This is a genomic window from Aquiflexum balticum DSM 16537 (assembly GCF_900176595.1).
In the GTDB taxonomy this organism is placed as follows: domain Bacteria; phylum Bacteroidota; class Bacteroidia; order Cytophagales; family Cyclobacteriaceae; genus Aquiflexum; species Aquiflexum balticum.
This window is the reverse complement of the sequence record NZ_LT838813.1, coordinates 948,055-963,569: the sequence shown is the minus strand read 5'-3', so window position 1 is coordinate 963,569 and position 15,515 is coordinate 948,055. Positions and strand designations below refer to the sequence as shown.

14 protein-coding genes are annotated in these 15,515 nt (G+C 38.4%); 6 read left to right on the top strand and 8 right to left on the bottom strand.

Annotated elements, in window-relative coordinates; genetic code table 11:
• Positions 1-70: 70 nt before the first annotated feature.
• From B9A52_RS04295 to B9A52_RS04270, 6 genes are all read right to left on the bottom strand, one after another.
• Positions 71-1,414: a peptidylprolyl isomerase gene (locus B9A52_RS04295; RefSeq protein WP_394334902.1), complete on the bottom strand. Its 1,344-nt coding sequence runs from the start codon at positions 1,412-1,414 to the stop codon at positions 71-73.
• Positions 1,415-1,445: 31 nt separating this feature from the next.
• Positions 1,446-2,324: a peptidylprolyl isomerase gene (locus B9A52_RS04290; RefSeq protein ID WP_084123384.1), complete on the bottom strand. Its 879-nt coding sequence runs from the start codon at positions 2,322-2,324 to the stop codon at positions 1,446-1,448.
• On the bottom strand, positions 2,305-4,314 hold the full coding sequence (locus B9A52_RS04285; RefSeq protein ID WP_231955486.1) for a peptidylprolyl isomerase: 2,010 nt from the start codon (positions 4,312-4,314) through the stop codon (positions 2,305-2,307). Before B9A52_RS04285 ends, B9A52_RS04290 begins: the two co-directional genes overlap by 20 nt.
• An 88-nt stretch (positions 4,315-4,402) precedes the next feature.
• Positions 4,403-4,819, bottom strand: a complete 417-nt coding sequence (locus B9A52_RS04280) for an ATP-binding protein (protein ID WP_084119143.1) — start codon at positions 4,817-4,819, stop codon at positions 4,403-4,405.
• On the bottom strand, positions 4,816-5,154 hold the full coding sequence (locus tag B9A52_RS04275) for an STAS domain-containing protein (RefSeq protein ID WP_084123381.1): 339 nt from the start codon (positions 5,152-5,154) through the stop codon (positions 4,816-4,818). The genes B9A52_RS04280 and B9A52_RS04275 overlap by 4 nt, the downstream gene beginning before the upstream one ends.
• Positions 5,155-5,184: 30 nt before the next feature.
• Positions 5,185-7,248: a SpoIIE family protein phosphatase gene (locus B9A52_RS04270; protein ID WP_084119142.1), complete on the bottom strand. Its 2,064-nt coding sequence runs from the start codon at positions 7,246-7,248 to the stop codon at positions 5,185-5,187.
• A gap of 91 nt (positions 7,249-7,339) precedes the next feature.
• On the opposite strand from B9A52_RS04270, the gene B9A52_RS04265 reads away from it, so the two are divergent.
• Positions 7,340-8,059 (top strand): DUF4197 domain-containing protein, encoded by a 720-nt coding sequence (locus B9A52_RS04265; protein ID WP_084123380.1) that lies wholly within the window; start codon positions 7,340-7,342, stop codon positions 8,057-8,059.
• Between the two features lies 1 nt (position 8,060).
• On the opposite strand, the gene B9A52_RS04260 is transcribed toward B9A52_RS04265, so the two are convergent.
• Together B9A52_RS04260 and hemW are read right to left on the bottom strand one after the other, a co-directional pair.
• Positions 8,061-8,375 (bottom strand): DUF721 domain-containing protein, encoded by a 315-nt coding sequence (locus B9A52_RS04260; protein ID WP_084119141.1) that lies wholly within the window; start codon positions 8,373-8,375, stop codon positions 8,061-8,063.
• 21 nt (positions 8,376-8,396) lie between these two features.
• Positions 8,397-9,524, bottom strand: coding sequence for a radical SAM family heme chaperone HemW (gene hemW, locus B9A52_RS04255; protein ID WP_084119140.1), 1,128 nt, complete (start codon positions 9,522-9,524; stop codon positions 8,397-8,399).
• Between the two features lie 47 nt (positions 9,525-9,571).
• Here hemW and B9A52_RS04250 point away from each other — a divergent pair, with 47 nt between their 5' ends.
• The 5 genes from B9A52_RS04250 (at position 9,572) to porK (ending at position 15,487) form a co-directional block, all read left to right on the top strand.
• Positions 9,572-11,296 carry a ShlB/FhaC/HecB family hemolysin secretion/activation protein gene (locus B9A52_RS04250; protein ID WP_084119139.1) on the top strand — a complete coding sequence of 575 codons (1,725 nt, stop codon included), beginning with the start codon at positions 9,572-9,574 and terminating at the stop codon, positions 11,294-11,296.
• 2 nt (positions 11,297-11,298) lie between these two features.
• Positions 11,299-12,417: a DUF4271 domain-containing protein gene (locus B9A52_RS04245; RefSeq protein WP_084119138.1), complete on the top strand. Its 1,119-nt coding sequence runs from the start codon at positions 11,299-11,301 to the stop codon at positions 12,415-12,417.
• A gap of 39 nt (positions 12,418-12,456) precedes the next feature.
• Positions 12,457-13,230: a uroporphyrinogen-III synthase gene (locus tag B9A52_RS04240; protein WP_084119137.1), complete on the top strand. Its 774-nt coding sequence runs from the start codon at positions 12,457-12,459 to the stop codon at positions 13,228-13,230.
• A 72-nt stretch (positions 13,231-13,302) separates the two neighbouring features.
• Positions 13,303-14,274, top strand: coding sequence for a PorP/SprF family type IX secretion system membrane protein (locus B9A52_RS04235; protein ID WP_084119136.1), 972 nt, complete (start codon positions 13,303-13,305; stop codon positions 14,272-14,274).
• A gap of 118 nt (positions 14,275-14,392) precedes the next feature.
• On the top strand, positions 14,393-15,487 hold the full coding sequence (gene porK / locus B9A52_RS04230; protein ID WP_084119135.1) for a T9SS ring complex lipoprotein PorK/GldK: 1,095 nt from the start codon (positions 14,393-14,395) through the stop codon (positions 15,485-15,487).
• Positions 15,488-15,515 lie beyond the last annotated feature (28 nt).

Below are 15,515 nucleotides of genomic sequence, written 5' to 3'. Positions count from 1 at the left end.
TTATTCCCAAATCGCCAGATTTATTCATAATACAAAGACCTACATAACCCCGATACAAAACAGCGGGATGTTAACGGTCTTTGAGAGCATCACATCGGTCGTAAAATGGGTCTAGGTCAATATAAACATCCTCTTTGGCTGTAACAAACCATCTTCCCAAAAGACCTTCCTCTTTTTTTCTCTTAGTTGCTGCTTTTAGTTTCTCATAGTCATCATCCAAGTTAGCACGATGGGCAGGAAATTTTTCTTTGTAATATAAAATCCGAACCTGAGTTCCTTCCCTTTCATTTTCAAACCTCAACGGTTTGGTTACGTTGCCCACTTCCATACTGTCAAGAGTGAAATATAAAATGGGATCCTCCAAGGTTCTTAAAGTAAGTCTATTGGAACCTGTAGCAGGGTCAGTAAAAAAGCCGCCATTATCAGAGGTCGCTCGGTCATCAGAATTATCTTTAGCGGCTTTGGCGAAGTCAATTTTTTCGTCCACGATAAGTGTCCTGAGACTGTCCAGGAATCTTTCAGCGATTCTGATGTCATTTTCTGTTGGTTCGGGTCTTAAAAGAATATGACGGGTATTAAAGGTGTTTCCCCTTCTTTCCAAAAGCTGGATCATGTGAAATCCGAACATAGTTTCAACTGGATCGCTTATTTCTCCCAGCTTCAGTCCAAGAGCAGTAGCTTCATATTCAGGCGCCAGTTCTCCTCTTCGGAAAAATCCCAATTCTCCACCTTGAATCGCTGAACCCGGATCTTGGGAATATTTGGTCGCAAGGGTCTGAAAATCAGAAGAGCCGTCATTGATCATCTCCTTGAAAATTGAAAGCTGATTGGCTAAACTGTCTTTTGTGGCGCGGTTTACTTCTGGTTTCTTGACTATTTGTCCTACCATCACCTCGGCTGAGAAAAACGGAAGTGAATCTCTGGGTATGGAAGAATAAAACTTTCTAACTTCAGCAGGAGAAACTGTTAATCCCTCCGTGATTTTGCCTTGCATTTTTTGTACGATCAACTGCTCCTTGAGCATTTCTTCTATTTCTTTTTTCAGTTGGTCAGAGGATTTTCCATAAACTTCCAATAACATGTTTTCATCACCGCCGAATTGCTGCATGACCATGTTGAACCTCTGGTCTGCCTGAATCAATACTTCTGAATCTGTGACCAGGACCGAATCGATCTCTGCTTTGGCTACCATCAGTTTGTTGATCAGGAGTGATTCAAATACATCACACCTTGAAGGTGCTTCAAATCCCTGTTGGGATTGTGCCAAAGCCTCCATGTAAGCCTTTTGAACATCAGATTCGAGTAAGATATAGTTGTTTACCTTGGCAACGATTTTGTCCAACACCTGACCTGAAGGTTTTTCGGTTTCAGCATCTGATTCGGTTTGTGAAAATCCTACAGTGGCCGAAATCATTATCAGGGAAAGGATCAATAAATACTTCAAACTATTCATAAATAATAAATTCATTATTTTCCAGTGCTCTTGCGTATATTTCTTTATTCAATTTGTCCACAAGTTCTATCCTTTTTTTATTCAATAGGATCTTTGTGATTTCATCTTGTACAAATTCTCTCGGAGGTATCTGATCCTGCAATTTGTATTCCAGTATTTTAAAATAATACCGATATCTTTCATCTTCGGTTACAATCAGGCTGTTGTTTTTCAGCAACTGAACTTTGTTCGGATGATTGGAAAGTGGGGTATTGATGATGATGTCTTCAAATTTGACCCAAGTGGAATCTTCCAGAAAATAGTTGGAGGCCTGTTTGGAGGCCAATTCCTTTAGGTTATCGATATCTGATTTTTTGTTGGATTTCAATAACCTTTCCATGTTTCTGTTCTGTGCCGAGGCCTCTTTTTCCATCTTCAGAAAATTTGTTTTGACAATAATTTCTTTGAGGCTGAAGTTGGATTGATTGGCCTGATAGTATTCCTCTATCTCGTCTTGGGATATTTCATTGGAAAGGTTATCCTCTACATATTTTTTTTCGAATTCATATACCATAAGGGCATATTTGTAATCCAGAAGCTTTCTGTTGATTTCTCCCTCATCAAAGGTCATTGATTTTCCCGCTTCTTTGATCATAAGTTGTTTTCTGACCCAGGACTGAAGATAGCTTGCAGCTATGTTTGCACTGTCTTCGGAACTGTTGCTTCCTCCTGTAATAAAACTTAGTTCTGATTTTCGCAGGTTTTGGTTCCCAACAGATGCCAATATGGGATCATCTTCCTGATCTTCTGATGATTTGAACTTAAATAAATCACAGGATGAAATTCCGGCCAGTAAGAATAGAAACAGCCAATTATTTATCGACCGTAACATCGAATATTTTCTGTTTCTCACTTTCATTGATTTGGATTAAGTATTTTTCTTTAAGAAAAGCTATAAGTGCTTTATCCAGGTGTTCCTGGTAATCCTGAATTATTTTACCTCGTGTTTCTTCAAATTTTTTGGGTCCGGGAGGAAGTATTTCTCCAATCACCACAAAATAAGTTTTGTTGTCCAATCTTAGTTCCTGGTTTGGTTTGGAAATATCGACAGCTTTCAATATGGGATGGGAATTTATTTCAAAAAGGCCATCAGTCAGTGTAAATGCCAAAGGATCATCCAATAAGAACGTATTTTCCAATCGGTCAGCCAGATTTGATTGATATTTTTTACCTGCAAGGAATCTTCTTACGGAAGGAATGCTTTCTTCTTTGCCAATGGTAATGATAAGGGCATTTGCACGCTCATTCCATTGGTATTTGTCTACATTTTCCTCATAATACTTTACCTGACCAATACTATCTTCTATTGCCTTTTGCCAGACCTGGTCATTCATCAGAGAGAATAGCAAAATACCGTCTCTGTATTCCTGAATCAATAACCTATACTCCTGATTGTTATTGGTAAGGTCTTCAATTTCGGCTTCAAGAAGGCTGACTTCTACATATTTATCGTACCAATTGGCAAAATAATTCTGCGGATTACCTCGGACGATCTCATTTCCTGAATTTATAAACTCAAGAAAATCTCCCACATTTTTGGGGGAGGTGTTGATGCTGAACAATACAGAGTCGGTAAGATTTTTTTCCTGAATTATCTTTGGGACATCAGATCTTGGGTTTTGGGAAAAAATAGTTTCGACTTCTCCGACATTTCTTTCATTTTCTTCAAATCCGTATCTGGATTTTTGGATAGCTACTACTTGGGATTGTATCAGTGTCGACCTACTATCTCTTAGAACCCTGGATTTGATCATTTGCTCCATTTCTTCGTAGCTTCCAAGAGGTTTTTTTTCTTCCAACCGGATGATATGATAGCCATAAGGGGTTTTGACAGGAGGAGAGATTTCTCCTTCCTCAGTGAGTGAAAATGCGGCTCTTTCAAATTCCGGAATAACCGAACCGAGGCCAATCCAAGGTAAATTTCCCCCTGTATTCTTGGTTGCAGGATCTTCGGAATACATTTGACAGATTTCCTCCCATTCCCTTTCAGGTTTTTGAAGCTCAGCATATATTTCCCGGACCATTCTCAAAGCCCTTTCTTCAGAAACAGGTTCATTTTCCTGACTTCTAATAAGGATATGGGATACGCGGATTTCACCGGGATTGGGTTTTTTATCTTCCAGTCTGATAATGTGGTAGCCAAAATTGGTCAAAACCGGCTCTGAAATCTCTCCCACTTGCAATCCATAGGCGGCATCCTCAAAAGGAGATACCATCTGAAGTGCAGTAAAATAACCCAAGCTTCCTTTATTGTTTTTTGCGGAAGGATCGTCAGAATGTTCAAACGCCAGTTCATTGAAGTCGGCACCTTGTTCAGCATCGGCTTTTAATTTTTGTGCCATTCTCAATACAGAAATCGTATCTGCCTGACTGGCATTTGGGGGAAATTGTAAAAGAATATGACTGGCCCGGATGACCTCTTTCATCCTGTTGTAAGCTTTCATCAGTTCTCCTTCCTGAAGTGAGTTTTTGATTAAAAATGGTTGTGTGAGATCATCTTTGAACATCTCATACTCTTTCAAAAACTCATCCGTTTGATCCAGACCCATGGATTCGGCTTCTTTGACTTTGAGTTTATAATTGACAAAAAGTTGAAGATTCTCATCAAATTCCTCGGGACTGATTTTGTTTTCAGGGTTTTTGAATTCCCTGTTTTTCTTGAGCATATAAAAGAATTCATCACCAAAGATTTCCTCATCTCCAATAACTAGGAGCGGTAGCCTTGCATCGGGTATTTGGTCCGGTGTTTTGATAGTAGATTTAGGACTACATGAAAAGACCAAAACCAATAATAAAAGCTTAAGGTGATTTGAATTCATCATAAACGGTATTCTGGAATTATGCTGCAATGTTACAAATTAAATTGAAAAATACGGGCGGCCTTCGGTTTTATGATGTGTTAATTAACAATTATTTGGATTTCAGATTTTTGTATAATCTGCAGATATTGACGTTGTTTTTTGTTTCAAATTCTATTTTGTCCATAATCCTTTTGACCAGAATTATTCCAAGTCCGCCTTTTCTTTTGGTTTTGACGACGTGGGAAATTTCAGGTTCCTGATATTCAAGGATATTGAATCCCGCCCCAAAATCCCGGATTTCAAATTTCAAGAGCGTTTCCTCAAGGGAGACTTCCAAATCAATGAATTCAATCGGATTGCAATCGTGGGAATGGATGATCAGATTAGAGCAAACTTCCTCCACAGCCAGGATTACCTGATGTTGTTCAATTTCGGAAAGGCTGGTTTTTTGAAGGATAGCGTCAAGAAAAGTCCTCAGCTCCGCCAATCTGTTGGTATCGCAATATAGCTTCAATTTATGAGTCATACTATTTCCTCCAAAGCCTCTTGTTTATTGGGCTTGATAGTCATGAGCTGATCCAATCCCAAAATATTGAAAACCTGAAATACTTTCTCCTGTAATCCAAAAATCACAAACCTGATATTTTTCTCATGAAATTCTTCCAGATATGACATAAATACACCGAGCCCTGCTGAGGAAATATATTCCAGACCTGAACAATCCACCAAAATATTTTTGGCACCGCCCTGAATAATTTCTTTGATCACCTGATCCAAATCTACGGAATTACTGGCATCAATTTCCCCGTTCAAACTAAGGATAGAGTGGTCATTCTCAACGTTCTTTTCTATTTTTAACATCATTTTTTATACGCTTTATAGGGGTGATGGTTATAATTTGAATTTGATGACCAATAATGAAAAATCATCATCAGGCAAATTGTTTTGGCCAACAAACCGATAAATTTCCTCCATTATCCGCTTTTGAATTTCATTGCTGGCAAAACTATGAAGCTTATTGAGCGTTTTCTTCAGTCTTTCATATCCGAACTCTTCTCCTGATTTATTTTTGGCTTCAATGATGCCATCAGTAAATAACACAAGCACATCATCTTTTTCGAAATCAAAATCGGACTCATGAATGTAATTTTCATACAGAGAATTACGGACGATTCCCAGACCCAAACCGTCTGAGTTCAGGTATTCACAGGTATCCAAACTGGCGTCATAGAACAGAGTAGGGCAATGTCCCGCCCTGCTGTATTTTATTTTTTTATTTTGGGTATCTACCAAAAAATAAGAAGTGGTAATAAAATGGTTCCTCTCCAGACATTGACTTAGTGCAATATTGGCTTTGGCGAGAAATTCTCCCGGACTGGGATTCAGCTGAACCAAGCTATGAAAAATCCCTTTCATCTGGGACATATTAAATGCAGCTGAGGTACCTTTTCCAGAGACATCACCAATGATGATTGCAAACAGGTTTTTGGCAATTTCTTTTGTTTCGTAATAATCGCCCCCTACTTCATCCGCAGCTTCTGAAAAACCACTTATTTCAAATGTCTCATTATGATGTAGTTCTGTAGGAAGTAAACTTCTCTGAACCCTTTGGGCAATTTTAAGTTCTTCCTTGTAGCGTTCATTTTTGATGGCCTCATTCAGCAGTCTGTAATTTTCGACCGAAATACAGGCCTGTCCTACAAAGGTGTTTATGATATTGACCATCTCTTTATTGAAACCATCCTTCACTTCTTTGATCAAAAACAACCGGCCAATAGTTATTTTATTTACCAGTAAAGGTATCATCAAAGCGGATTTAAAGATATTATGGGGGATTTTTCCCTGGTAAATCCTGGATTCATTTTCTGAGGAATCCCATTTAAATTCAGAAAACGGTTTGGTATTTTTGATGAGCTCATACAACTCGTTCCGTATTTCCTCATTGATAAATCTTTCCTGAATAAATTGTGGACTTTGCTCGCTGTCCAACAATTCAAGCCATCCCCCATCGGCGTAAGCTGCACTCATGCTTGAATCGATCAAAACATCCAAAACCTGTGTTTCGTCCTGACCGGGTTTGATAGATTGACTTAGACGTTGAAAATTAATGGCCTCAACCAGTTTCTGTTCAAAAACCGAGGAGGTGGGTAAATTGAAAAGCGTGACCAAAAAACTGAATAGCGAATAAATCAACACGAATGCAAAAAGACCCATTAAAAACAGGTTGTCCGTCAGATTTACAAATGTAAGGTTACTGCCACTGTAAGAAATTACCTCGAAAAACAGGTAGGAGGTAGAGGCCAAAATAATAGCCAGAAAGAGGATAGACTTCCATTTTTCTTTAAAGGTGAGATAAGGAATCCATTTTAAGTTGATGGATAAAGAGGCAGAGAAAAAAGTCAGAAATGTCAATCCAAATAAAAAGCTGTAATCAAGGTTGTTTTCATTGAAGAAAATGAAAAACATACAGATCAGCAGTAATATTTCGAATGCCTGCCATTGTTGTACCACTCTTTTGGTTTTTTGATACAGAATCAAATGCTTCCAAAGCAGCGTGCAAGAAATCAGGAACATTGTAATCAACGCAAAATTGACGTGATAAAAGAAATTTTTCAAAAGAGGATCGGATGCCAATCGCCCTTCACCAAGCATCTGATAAAAAAGATTGATCAAAAGAGCCACTGCTGCGGCCAGAAGTCCTGTTGAAGCCCCGCGCCAAATCAGGTTGAGGAAATCCCTATCCTCATTTTTGTTGATGGAATAATTGTAAAATAAATAAACAGTAATAAAGAATAGGATCTCCAAAATATAAGAGACCTCGGGAGCCATATTAGGTTCCAGACGGTTTACTGTTTCAAAAATTCTTGTGATATCTACAAAAAGTAAAGCCAACCATGCTAAGACGGCTACCAAAACACTTACTTTTCCGATATATGGTCTTGGGATATTAAGCATTTTAGAAAATCAAACACAATATTACAGAAACAAACTTAAATATCCTGATTGCGTTAACGGGCATAACTCTAAATTAATGTTAAAAAATTCTATGCGTTATTTTAAATTTCCTTTGGTGGTGCTTTTTGTCTTTTTTTATGGTTGCTCTACAGCGCAGATCAATAAACTGCTCAAAGATGTCACGTCAGGACAGATTCCCCTTTCTCAGGAACAGGTTGCAGCAGGTTTGAAAGAAGCCCTGGAACAGGGAATTGTAAAAGGGACCGACCTAGCCTCCATGACAGATGGCTATTTCAAAAATGAACTCATCAAGATAATGCTGCCTGAAGATGCAAAAAAAGTAGAAAGAACCCTCCGTCAGATGGGATTGGGAGGAGAAGTTGACAGAGCCTTGATGGCCATCAACAGAGGTGCAGAAAGTGCTGCCATTGAGGCAAAGCCTATCTTTATAAATGCCATTAAGCAAATGAATATAACGGATGCCATTGGAATATTGAAAGGGGAGCAATCCGCAGCGACTGATTTTTTGAGAAGGACAACAAATACCCAACTGGTAGAACTTTTCAAACCCAAAATCCAGGCATCTTTGGATGAAGTCGGTGCCACAAAATACTATGCAGATTTGGCTTCTTCTTATAACAAAATCCCTTTTTCCAAACAAAAAATTGATCCTGATCTTAATGCTTATGTTACCCAGAAAGCAATTGATGGATTGTTTATCCTGATAGCCGAGGAGGAAAAAAATATCAGGGAAAACCCCTTGCAAAGAACTTCTGATTTAATGAAAAAGGTCTTTGCTGCCCAGGATTAGTTCAGAGGATTACCAGTTCTTCAATGATTCCTTTTCCGAATTTTGAAGCTATCAAATCCAATACTTTGGTCCGGTTCATGTTCAGTTCGGACTTTACGGGACCGGAGGTAATTTTTACAAAAAGCCTCTTGTCTTTGATATACAATCCGGAAGTTCTGGTGGCTACTGTTTTGCCCATCATTTCCGGCCATGCTTGCATCAGAAGTCGTTCATCAAATTTGTCTTTGAGCCTGTAAGCTTTCAATAATTCATTGAAAGCTTCTTCCAAAGGTGCCGCATCTTTTTTCCGACCGGAATTGTATCTGTTGTTTGTCATGGAAGCGCAAAGTTATGGTAATTATTCCAAAAATAGGGAGGCAGCTATACTATCTGCAAGGAGTTTGCCTCTGGCAGTCAATAACAATCTGTTGTTTTCCTTTAGGAGCAGATTTTCATTGAAAAGTAATTCTGTTTCTTTTCTTTTTAATCGAAGGAGATCAAACCCAAGATTTCCACGAAGGTATCCCAAATCCAGTCCCCAAATGGTTCTGAGTGAAGTGAGGATGTAGTCATTCGCGGTGTCAATGGTTGAGCTTGCTTCTTCAGAAAAGGTAAGTTCGTTTCTTTGCAGATTTTTGATATAAAGGGCATTATTCGAAATATTGGCTCCCCTGATTTTCCCATCGAATGAGTGTGCACTGGGCCCTACTCCCAGATAAGGCACTCCAAGCCAATAATTGGTATTATGAATAGCAAACTGTCCTGGTCGTCCAAAATTGGAGATTTCGTATTGGACATATCCAGCCTTGCCCATTGACTCCATAAGCATTTCAAACTGTTCTGCGGCAAAGTCATCTGTGGAGGGGGTGTAAATTCCTTTTTTTTCCCAGTTGCCCAAGGCAGTCTTTGGCTCCACGGTGAGGCAGTAGCTGCTGATATGTCCGGGATCCTGGGCCAAAGCAATTTCAAGATCTTTTATCCAGATATCATGGTTTTCCGACGGGAATCCATAAATCAGATCTATAGAAAGTTTCTGGAATCCGGCAGCTTTGGCCAATGCGATAGCATTCAAAGATTCTTGAGCCGAATGTGCCCTGTTGTAAAATTGGAGAATTCCTGCATCAAAAGTCTGGATTCCTATACTTAGTCTATCTACGCCCAAAGCCTTTAATTCCTGGAGCTTTACGTGGTTTAAGTCATCGGGATTAGCTTCTAGGGTTACTTCTTTGATATTCAAGGTAAAATGTTTGTGAATCTGATCGAGAATCTTTTCTATTTGGGGGGAGGGAATAAGTGAGGGAGTTCCCCCGCCAAAATAGATACTTTCCACCGGATTATCTGAGCCCAGGTAATTTTTGCGCAATTCCAGTTCCCGGCAAATCATTTCGATCATTTCAACAGTACTATTGGTATTGGTACTGAAGTGAAAATCGCAGTAATGACAGGCCTGCTTACAAAAAGGAATATGGATGTAGATACCGGACAAATTGTTTACTTTTAGCCTTCAAAGATAGTTAAACCAATTGCTCAAAATTGAAAAGTACCCTACTATTACTTCTACCGGTATTTTTTTTGGTATCCCTGAATTCATTTTCCCAATCGGATAAATGGCTCAGGTTGGATTTTAAAGGAGATTTAAACAGTACGGAAGAACAGGTTTTCAGGGATTCTTTAGCAAGGAATAGTTTTATCAAAACAAAATTTCAGGAACTGCATCAATTGGGTTATTTGGATCCACAGCAGAAATTGATCAAATCGTCCAAGGATTCCCTTTGGATATCCGTGGAGCCAGGGGTTAAATTTGAATGGGTTGAGCTCAGGCAAGGAAATGTTGAGTCAGTAATACTGGTCAAAGCGGGAGTTGACTTGAGAAGATTCAGTAATAGGCCTTTTGATTTCAGGCAGGTTTCCCGCTTGTTTGAATCGGTGGTAAGGGAATCTGAAAACAAAGGTTATCCATTTGCTTCAATCAGGCTAGATAGTCTGGAAAGGATTAAAAATGGGTTTGCTGCTGCGTTGAATTTGGATTTGGGTCCATTTATCGTTTTTGATACGTTAAAACTGACCGGTGATACCAAGACAAAACCAAAATTTCTCACCAAATTTCTTCAGATAAGGCCCGGCGAACCCTTTTCACAAAAGAAAGTAACAGATGGGTTTCAACAAGTCAGAAACCTTCCTTATATCAGATTGGCAGGAGAACCGGAGTTGAGTTTTCAAAATGAAGAGGCGACATTGTATCTGCCCATCAATGATAGAAAAATCAATTCAGTGGATGGCATCATTGGTTTTCTTCCCAATGAACTCGAAGGAGGCAAATTATTGGTCACCGGGCAATTTGATGTCATGTTGTATAATTTGGGGGGTACGGGCCGTAATTACGAACTCCATTGGCAACGGTTCAATCAATTTTCCCAAAATCTTAAAATTGCAGCTTTCGAACCCTTGTTATTTGGTTCATCGATTGATTTGGGAATTTCTTTTTCCCTTTTAAAGGAAGACACCACTTTCTTAAACAGGGATTTTCGCCTTAGTTTTGGGTATAGATTCAATTCAGATGGATATTTGAAGTTTTTTTCAAGGAGGCAGGCAGGTGATTTATTGAGTTCAGCGGGTTTGGGGGAGCTAACCGAATTGCCTGAAGCGGGGGATTTTAGATTCAACAATTATGGTATCAATTATTCGCATTATTGGGTAGATGATGTTTTTTTTCCAAGAAGGGGAGTTTTTGCCGAAATGGAATTTGCGGTAGGAAATAAAAACATTATCCAGAATACAGCCATTCCACCGTCTTTATATGAAGATGTTATGTTCAAAACCCTGCAGTATTATTTGGAGGGAAGAATCGAAAAACATTTTTATTTTAATACACAATGGGGATTGTTTTCAAGACTTAGCGGAGGTTTGGTTCAAAACGATAATCTTCTTCTGAATGATTTGTTCAGGTTGGGAGGTCTCCAAAGCATCAGAGGATTTAATGAAAACTTCTTTTTTGCCGATAGATACCTATATATTAATTTGGAGCCAAGATTTTATTTTGATACCTACTCTTATTTTATGATTTTTGCCGACATGGGAAGGATTGAGAACAACATACAAGGATTAAAGGTAGACAACACTTTTTCTGCTGGACTAGGTTTAAGTTTGGAGACGGGTAACGGTATTTTCAATTTCATCTATGGATTGGGGGGATCAAACGTTCAGAACTTTGCGCTCAACCAATCAAAAATTCATTTTGGATTTACAGGGAGGTTTTAAAGATGCGTGCAGAACTGTTTATGCTGTTTTTATTTATTTCATTTTTTGAGATTTCATTGGACTCCAATTCCCAGGTCTTGGAGAATTATAACAATAGAATTCAAGAGTTATATCCAAATAGAAAAAGCAAAAACAACTCCGCCATTCAAGTCAATATTGATATCAAAAATTTCCCTCAAAGCGAATACAGGCTGAGCATTCCAGAAGAATCCACCTTGTTTTTGGGCGAAAAGCTTTGGGTCTACACACAAAAAGATACCACATTGATAATCTCTTTGGCCGATCTTAAGGATTTAGTGGCTGAGGCCAACAAAGAAGAAATTTTACTGGGGGTGTTCAAAAATGGAATAAGTCCAAGCGATATTTCAGTTGAAAAAGGATTCTTCGATAATCAAATGGGTATAAGCAGGGAAGAAACCAAAGGTGAGTTTTCCCCAGAAAAAAGAGAAGTTTCAAATTTCAATGATTTTTTCTTTTTTGCTGTGGTGACAGTTTTGTTTTTGCTGGCTGTATATAAGATGATTTATCCTTTGGTGCTCAAACTGATACTTACCCCTTCAGCCGTATTTTCAGCTGAGGATTTTTCCGAGTCCAATTCCCTTCAGAAATTTTTTTCCATTGATATTTTATTCTATTTATTGATAGTCAATATGCTGGTTTTTCTTTTGTCGATGATTTTTATTAAAAATCTGGGGACAGGAAATTGGGTTGACCTTGTAAATGGGGATTTGAATCAGCTATTCTTGAATTGGCTGTTTGGTTCAGGTATATTGGTCCTTATATCAGTTTTAAAGTTTGTTTTTTTAAGAATAATCGCCTTTGTATTTGAATTGGGTAAAATTGTGACGGCACATTTTTTTTACCTTCTCAGGATTATTTCCATTTTAATATTCGGGATGGCTTTTATAGTTAGTTTTTTGGTCTTGAATGACTATTTGGAATTTGAGCAATCTATCAAATATCTCTTATATGGCTTTTTTGGGATATATCTATTTGGAGTGGGGATGTTATTTATAATTATGTCTAATAGGTTGTCATTTAAAAATTACCATTTATTTGTTTACATTTGCAGCGCGGAAATAGTCCCCTTTTTGATATTGACAAAGGTTATCATTGGGTGAAAGAAAGAGAAAAGTAATCAACAGGAGAAGATTAAGACTATGACTAAATCTACCAAAGACAGATTAAACCCGGTACGGAGTATATTAGTTTCACAACCAAAGCCGTCAGACGATAAGTCTCCTTACTTCCAATTGGCTGAAAAATACAATTTAAAGATTGATTTTAGGCCATTTATTCAAGTAGAGCCTGTTTCTGTAAAGGATTTTAGAAAGCAGAAAATAGATATTCTGAAACATACGGCCATAATTTTTACAAGCAGAAATGCCATTGACTATTTCTTTACTATATGTAAGGAGTTAAAAATAGAAATGCCGGTGGACATGAAATATTTCTGTATTTCTGATCAGACAGCGCATTATCTCCAAAAATATATAGTCATCAGGAAGAGAAAACTGTTTGTAGGACAAAAAACAGCCTCAGATCTTTTTGATTATTTCAAAAAGCATAAATCCGAAAAATACCTGTTTCCCTGTTCCGATATTAGAAAGGCTGAAATTCCGGATTATATGACCAAAGCCAACATTGCCTTTACAGAGGCAATTATTTATCACACGGTTGCGGCAGATCTAAATGACCTCAGGGATATCAAGTATGATATACTGGCATTTTTCAGTCCTTCGGGTATCAAATCCCTCAAACATAATTTCCCTGATTTTCAACAGAATAATACCAGAATTGCTGCATTTGGGCCTACTACTGCCCAAGAGGTTCGGGATCATGGCTTGATTTTGGACATTGAAGCTCCTATGCCAAATGCACCAAGTATGACAGGAGCTTTGGAATTATATATAAAAAAGGCAAATAATTTGTAATTCTTCCAATCTTTTATCGTAATAATGAGTTTAAAGGTGTATAATAGAGTTTTGATAGATTAACGATTATGCATGGGCAAGCTTGATTTTATTTATTTAAAGGTTCTACTGATACTGATATCGAGCAGTTTTTTCATTTTGGAAGTCAATGGCCAACAAGACGCCCAATTTACCCAATACATGTACAATACCCATTACTTCAATCCAGCTTTTGCCGGTAAAGAAGGGGGGTATAGATTTTCAGCTTTACATAGGTCCCAATGGCTGAATTATTCCGGTAATAACGGACCTGCACCTACAACTCAATTGGTCTCGGCATCAGGATCAATAGATAAGTTAAAACTTGGGATGGGACTGAATTTTGTCAATGACGTCATCGGCCCCACCACCAATCAGGAAGTCAACCTGTCCATGGCTTACCATAAAAAGCTTCGAATGGGAGTTTTGAGCATCGGTGCCATGGGGGGTATTTTCTCCACTACCATCAATTACGATGATTTGGAGTTTGTCAATGAAGAACCAAATTTTCCATCCACCGGTAGAGAAACCCAGATGACAATTAATTTTGGAGCCGGGGCAATCTATGACAGAGGTAAATATTATCTGGCATTGAGCAGCCGTCATATCAACGAACCTGTTTTTGATTTTGGAGAGGGCTCATTGGAAAATCAATTAAAAAACCATTCTTACCTTATGGCAGGATACCGGATCAAAACTTTTGCACTTTGGGAATTTGAGCCAAGTATTTTACTGAAAACTGTTTCATTTAATAATTTTTCTTATGATGTAAGCGTTATAGCCACATATAATCAGAAAATAAGTGGAGGTCTTGCTTTCAGAGGTGAAGAATCTGTGTCCCTCCTGATGGGATATAGTTTGCTAAGGGATAATTCACTGAGGATAGGATATGCATTTGACCTGGTGGTTGGAGGTATAGAAGCCAAGGCTCCGGCAAGTCATGAGTTCATGCTTTCTTATGTTTTACCGGATGTTACCAGAGAGTTTCAAAGGACAATCCAGCGAACTCCCAGATTCAGGTTTTAAAAAAAATATTGGAATTAGGTAAATTAAATTTGTGTATTTCTAAGAATTTACTTTACTTTTCGCTCTTGTTCTTATTGAAAAATAGACAAGATATTTAATAAACTATTATATGTAATTTATGTCTAGAAAAATGAATTCACGCATTTTCACCTTGATTTTAGCCCTATTGGTAGGAGCAGTTCTACCAAGTTGTGGACTTTTAGGCAAGAAGGGTTCAGCCAGTGAAAAAGACAACCGAAGGGGTGAAGTAACTGGTGTTCCTAAGAGGGTAATCTGGCAGCAGAATTTGCCTAGCGACATGGTACCCATCAAAGCAGGGACTTTTTGGATGGGGCAATCAGATGAGGATATTGCTTTTACTCAATCTGCATTGAACAAACAAATCACAATCTCGGAATTCTACATGGACAAGTACGAGGTGTCCAACAACAAGTACAGGCAATTTGTAGAGGCGGTCAGATTAGGTGAGTACAGCTACACCACTCCTTCTACTTTGAAAGACCCACCCACTTTCAATTTGGATGAGGTGTTGCCTGACTCGACTGTTTGGAACACAAGCTTTACATTCCATTATGGAGATCCGCTGATGGAGTTCTATTTTGATCATCCCGCTTTTGATAACTATCCCGTTGTCGGAGTAAGTTGGGAACAAGCTCATATGTATTGTGAGTGGAGGACTTATCATTTAAATGCCAATGACAAATCTGATTTCGATTATCCGGAATTCAGATTGCCTACCGAAGCAGAATGGGAGTATGCTGCTAAGGGAGGTAAAGAAGTTGCCAAATATCCCTGGGGAGGTCCTTACCTCAAAAACAAAAGAGGTTGTCTGATGGCCAACTTTAAACCCGGAAGAGGAAATTACATCGATGACGGTTTTGCATATACTGCACCCGTGGATGTTTTCGCTCCGAATGGATTTGGTCTCTACAATATGTCAGGCAATGTAGCCGAATGGGTATTGGACGCTTACAGTCCAGTTGGTGGAGCGTTGACTTGGGATCTTGATCCGAAGTATGACAATCCCAATGAAAAAAGAAAAGTAGTAAGAGGCGGATCTTGGAAAGACATTGCCCACTACTTGGAAACGAGTACAAGAACTTATGAATTTCAAGATGTGAAAACTGCACACATCGGCTTCAGAACAACAATGACTTATCTTGGAAGATCAGGTTCCATGAATGTTAACAACAACAGAAGAAGAAAAAAATAACTAATTAATAACTCTAAACTTAATCACT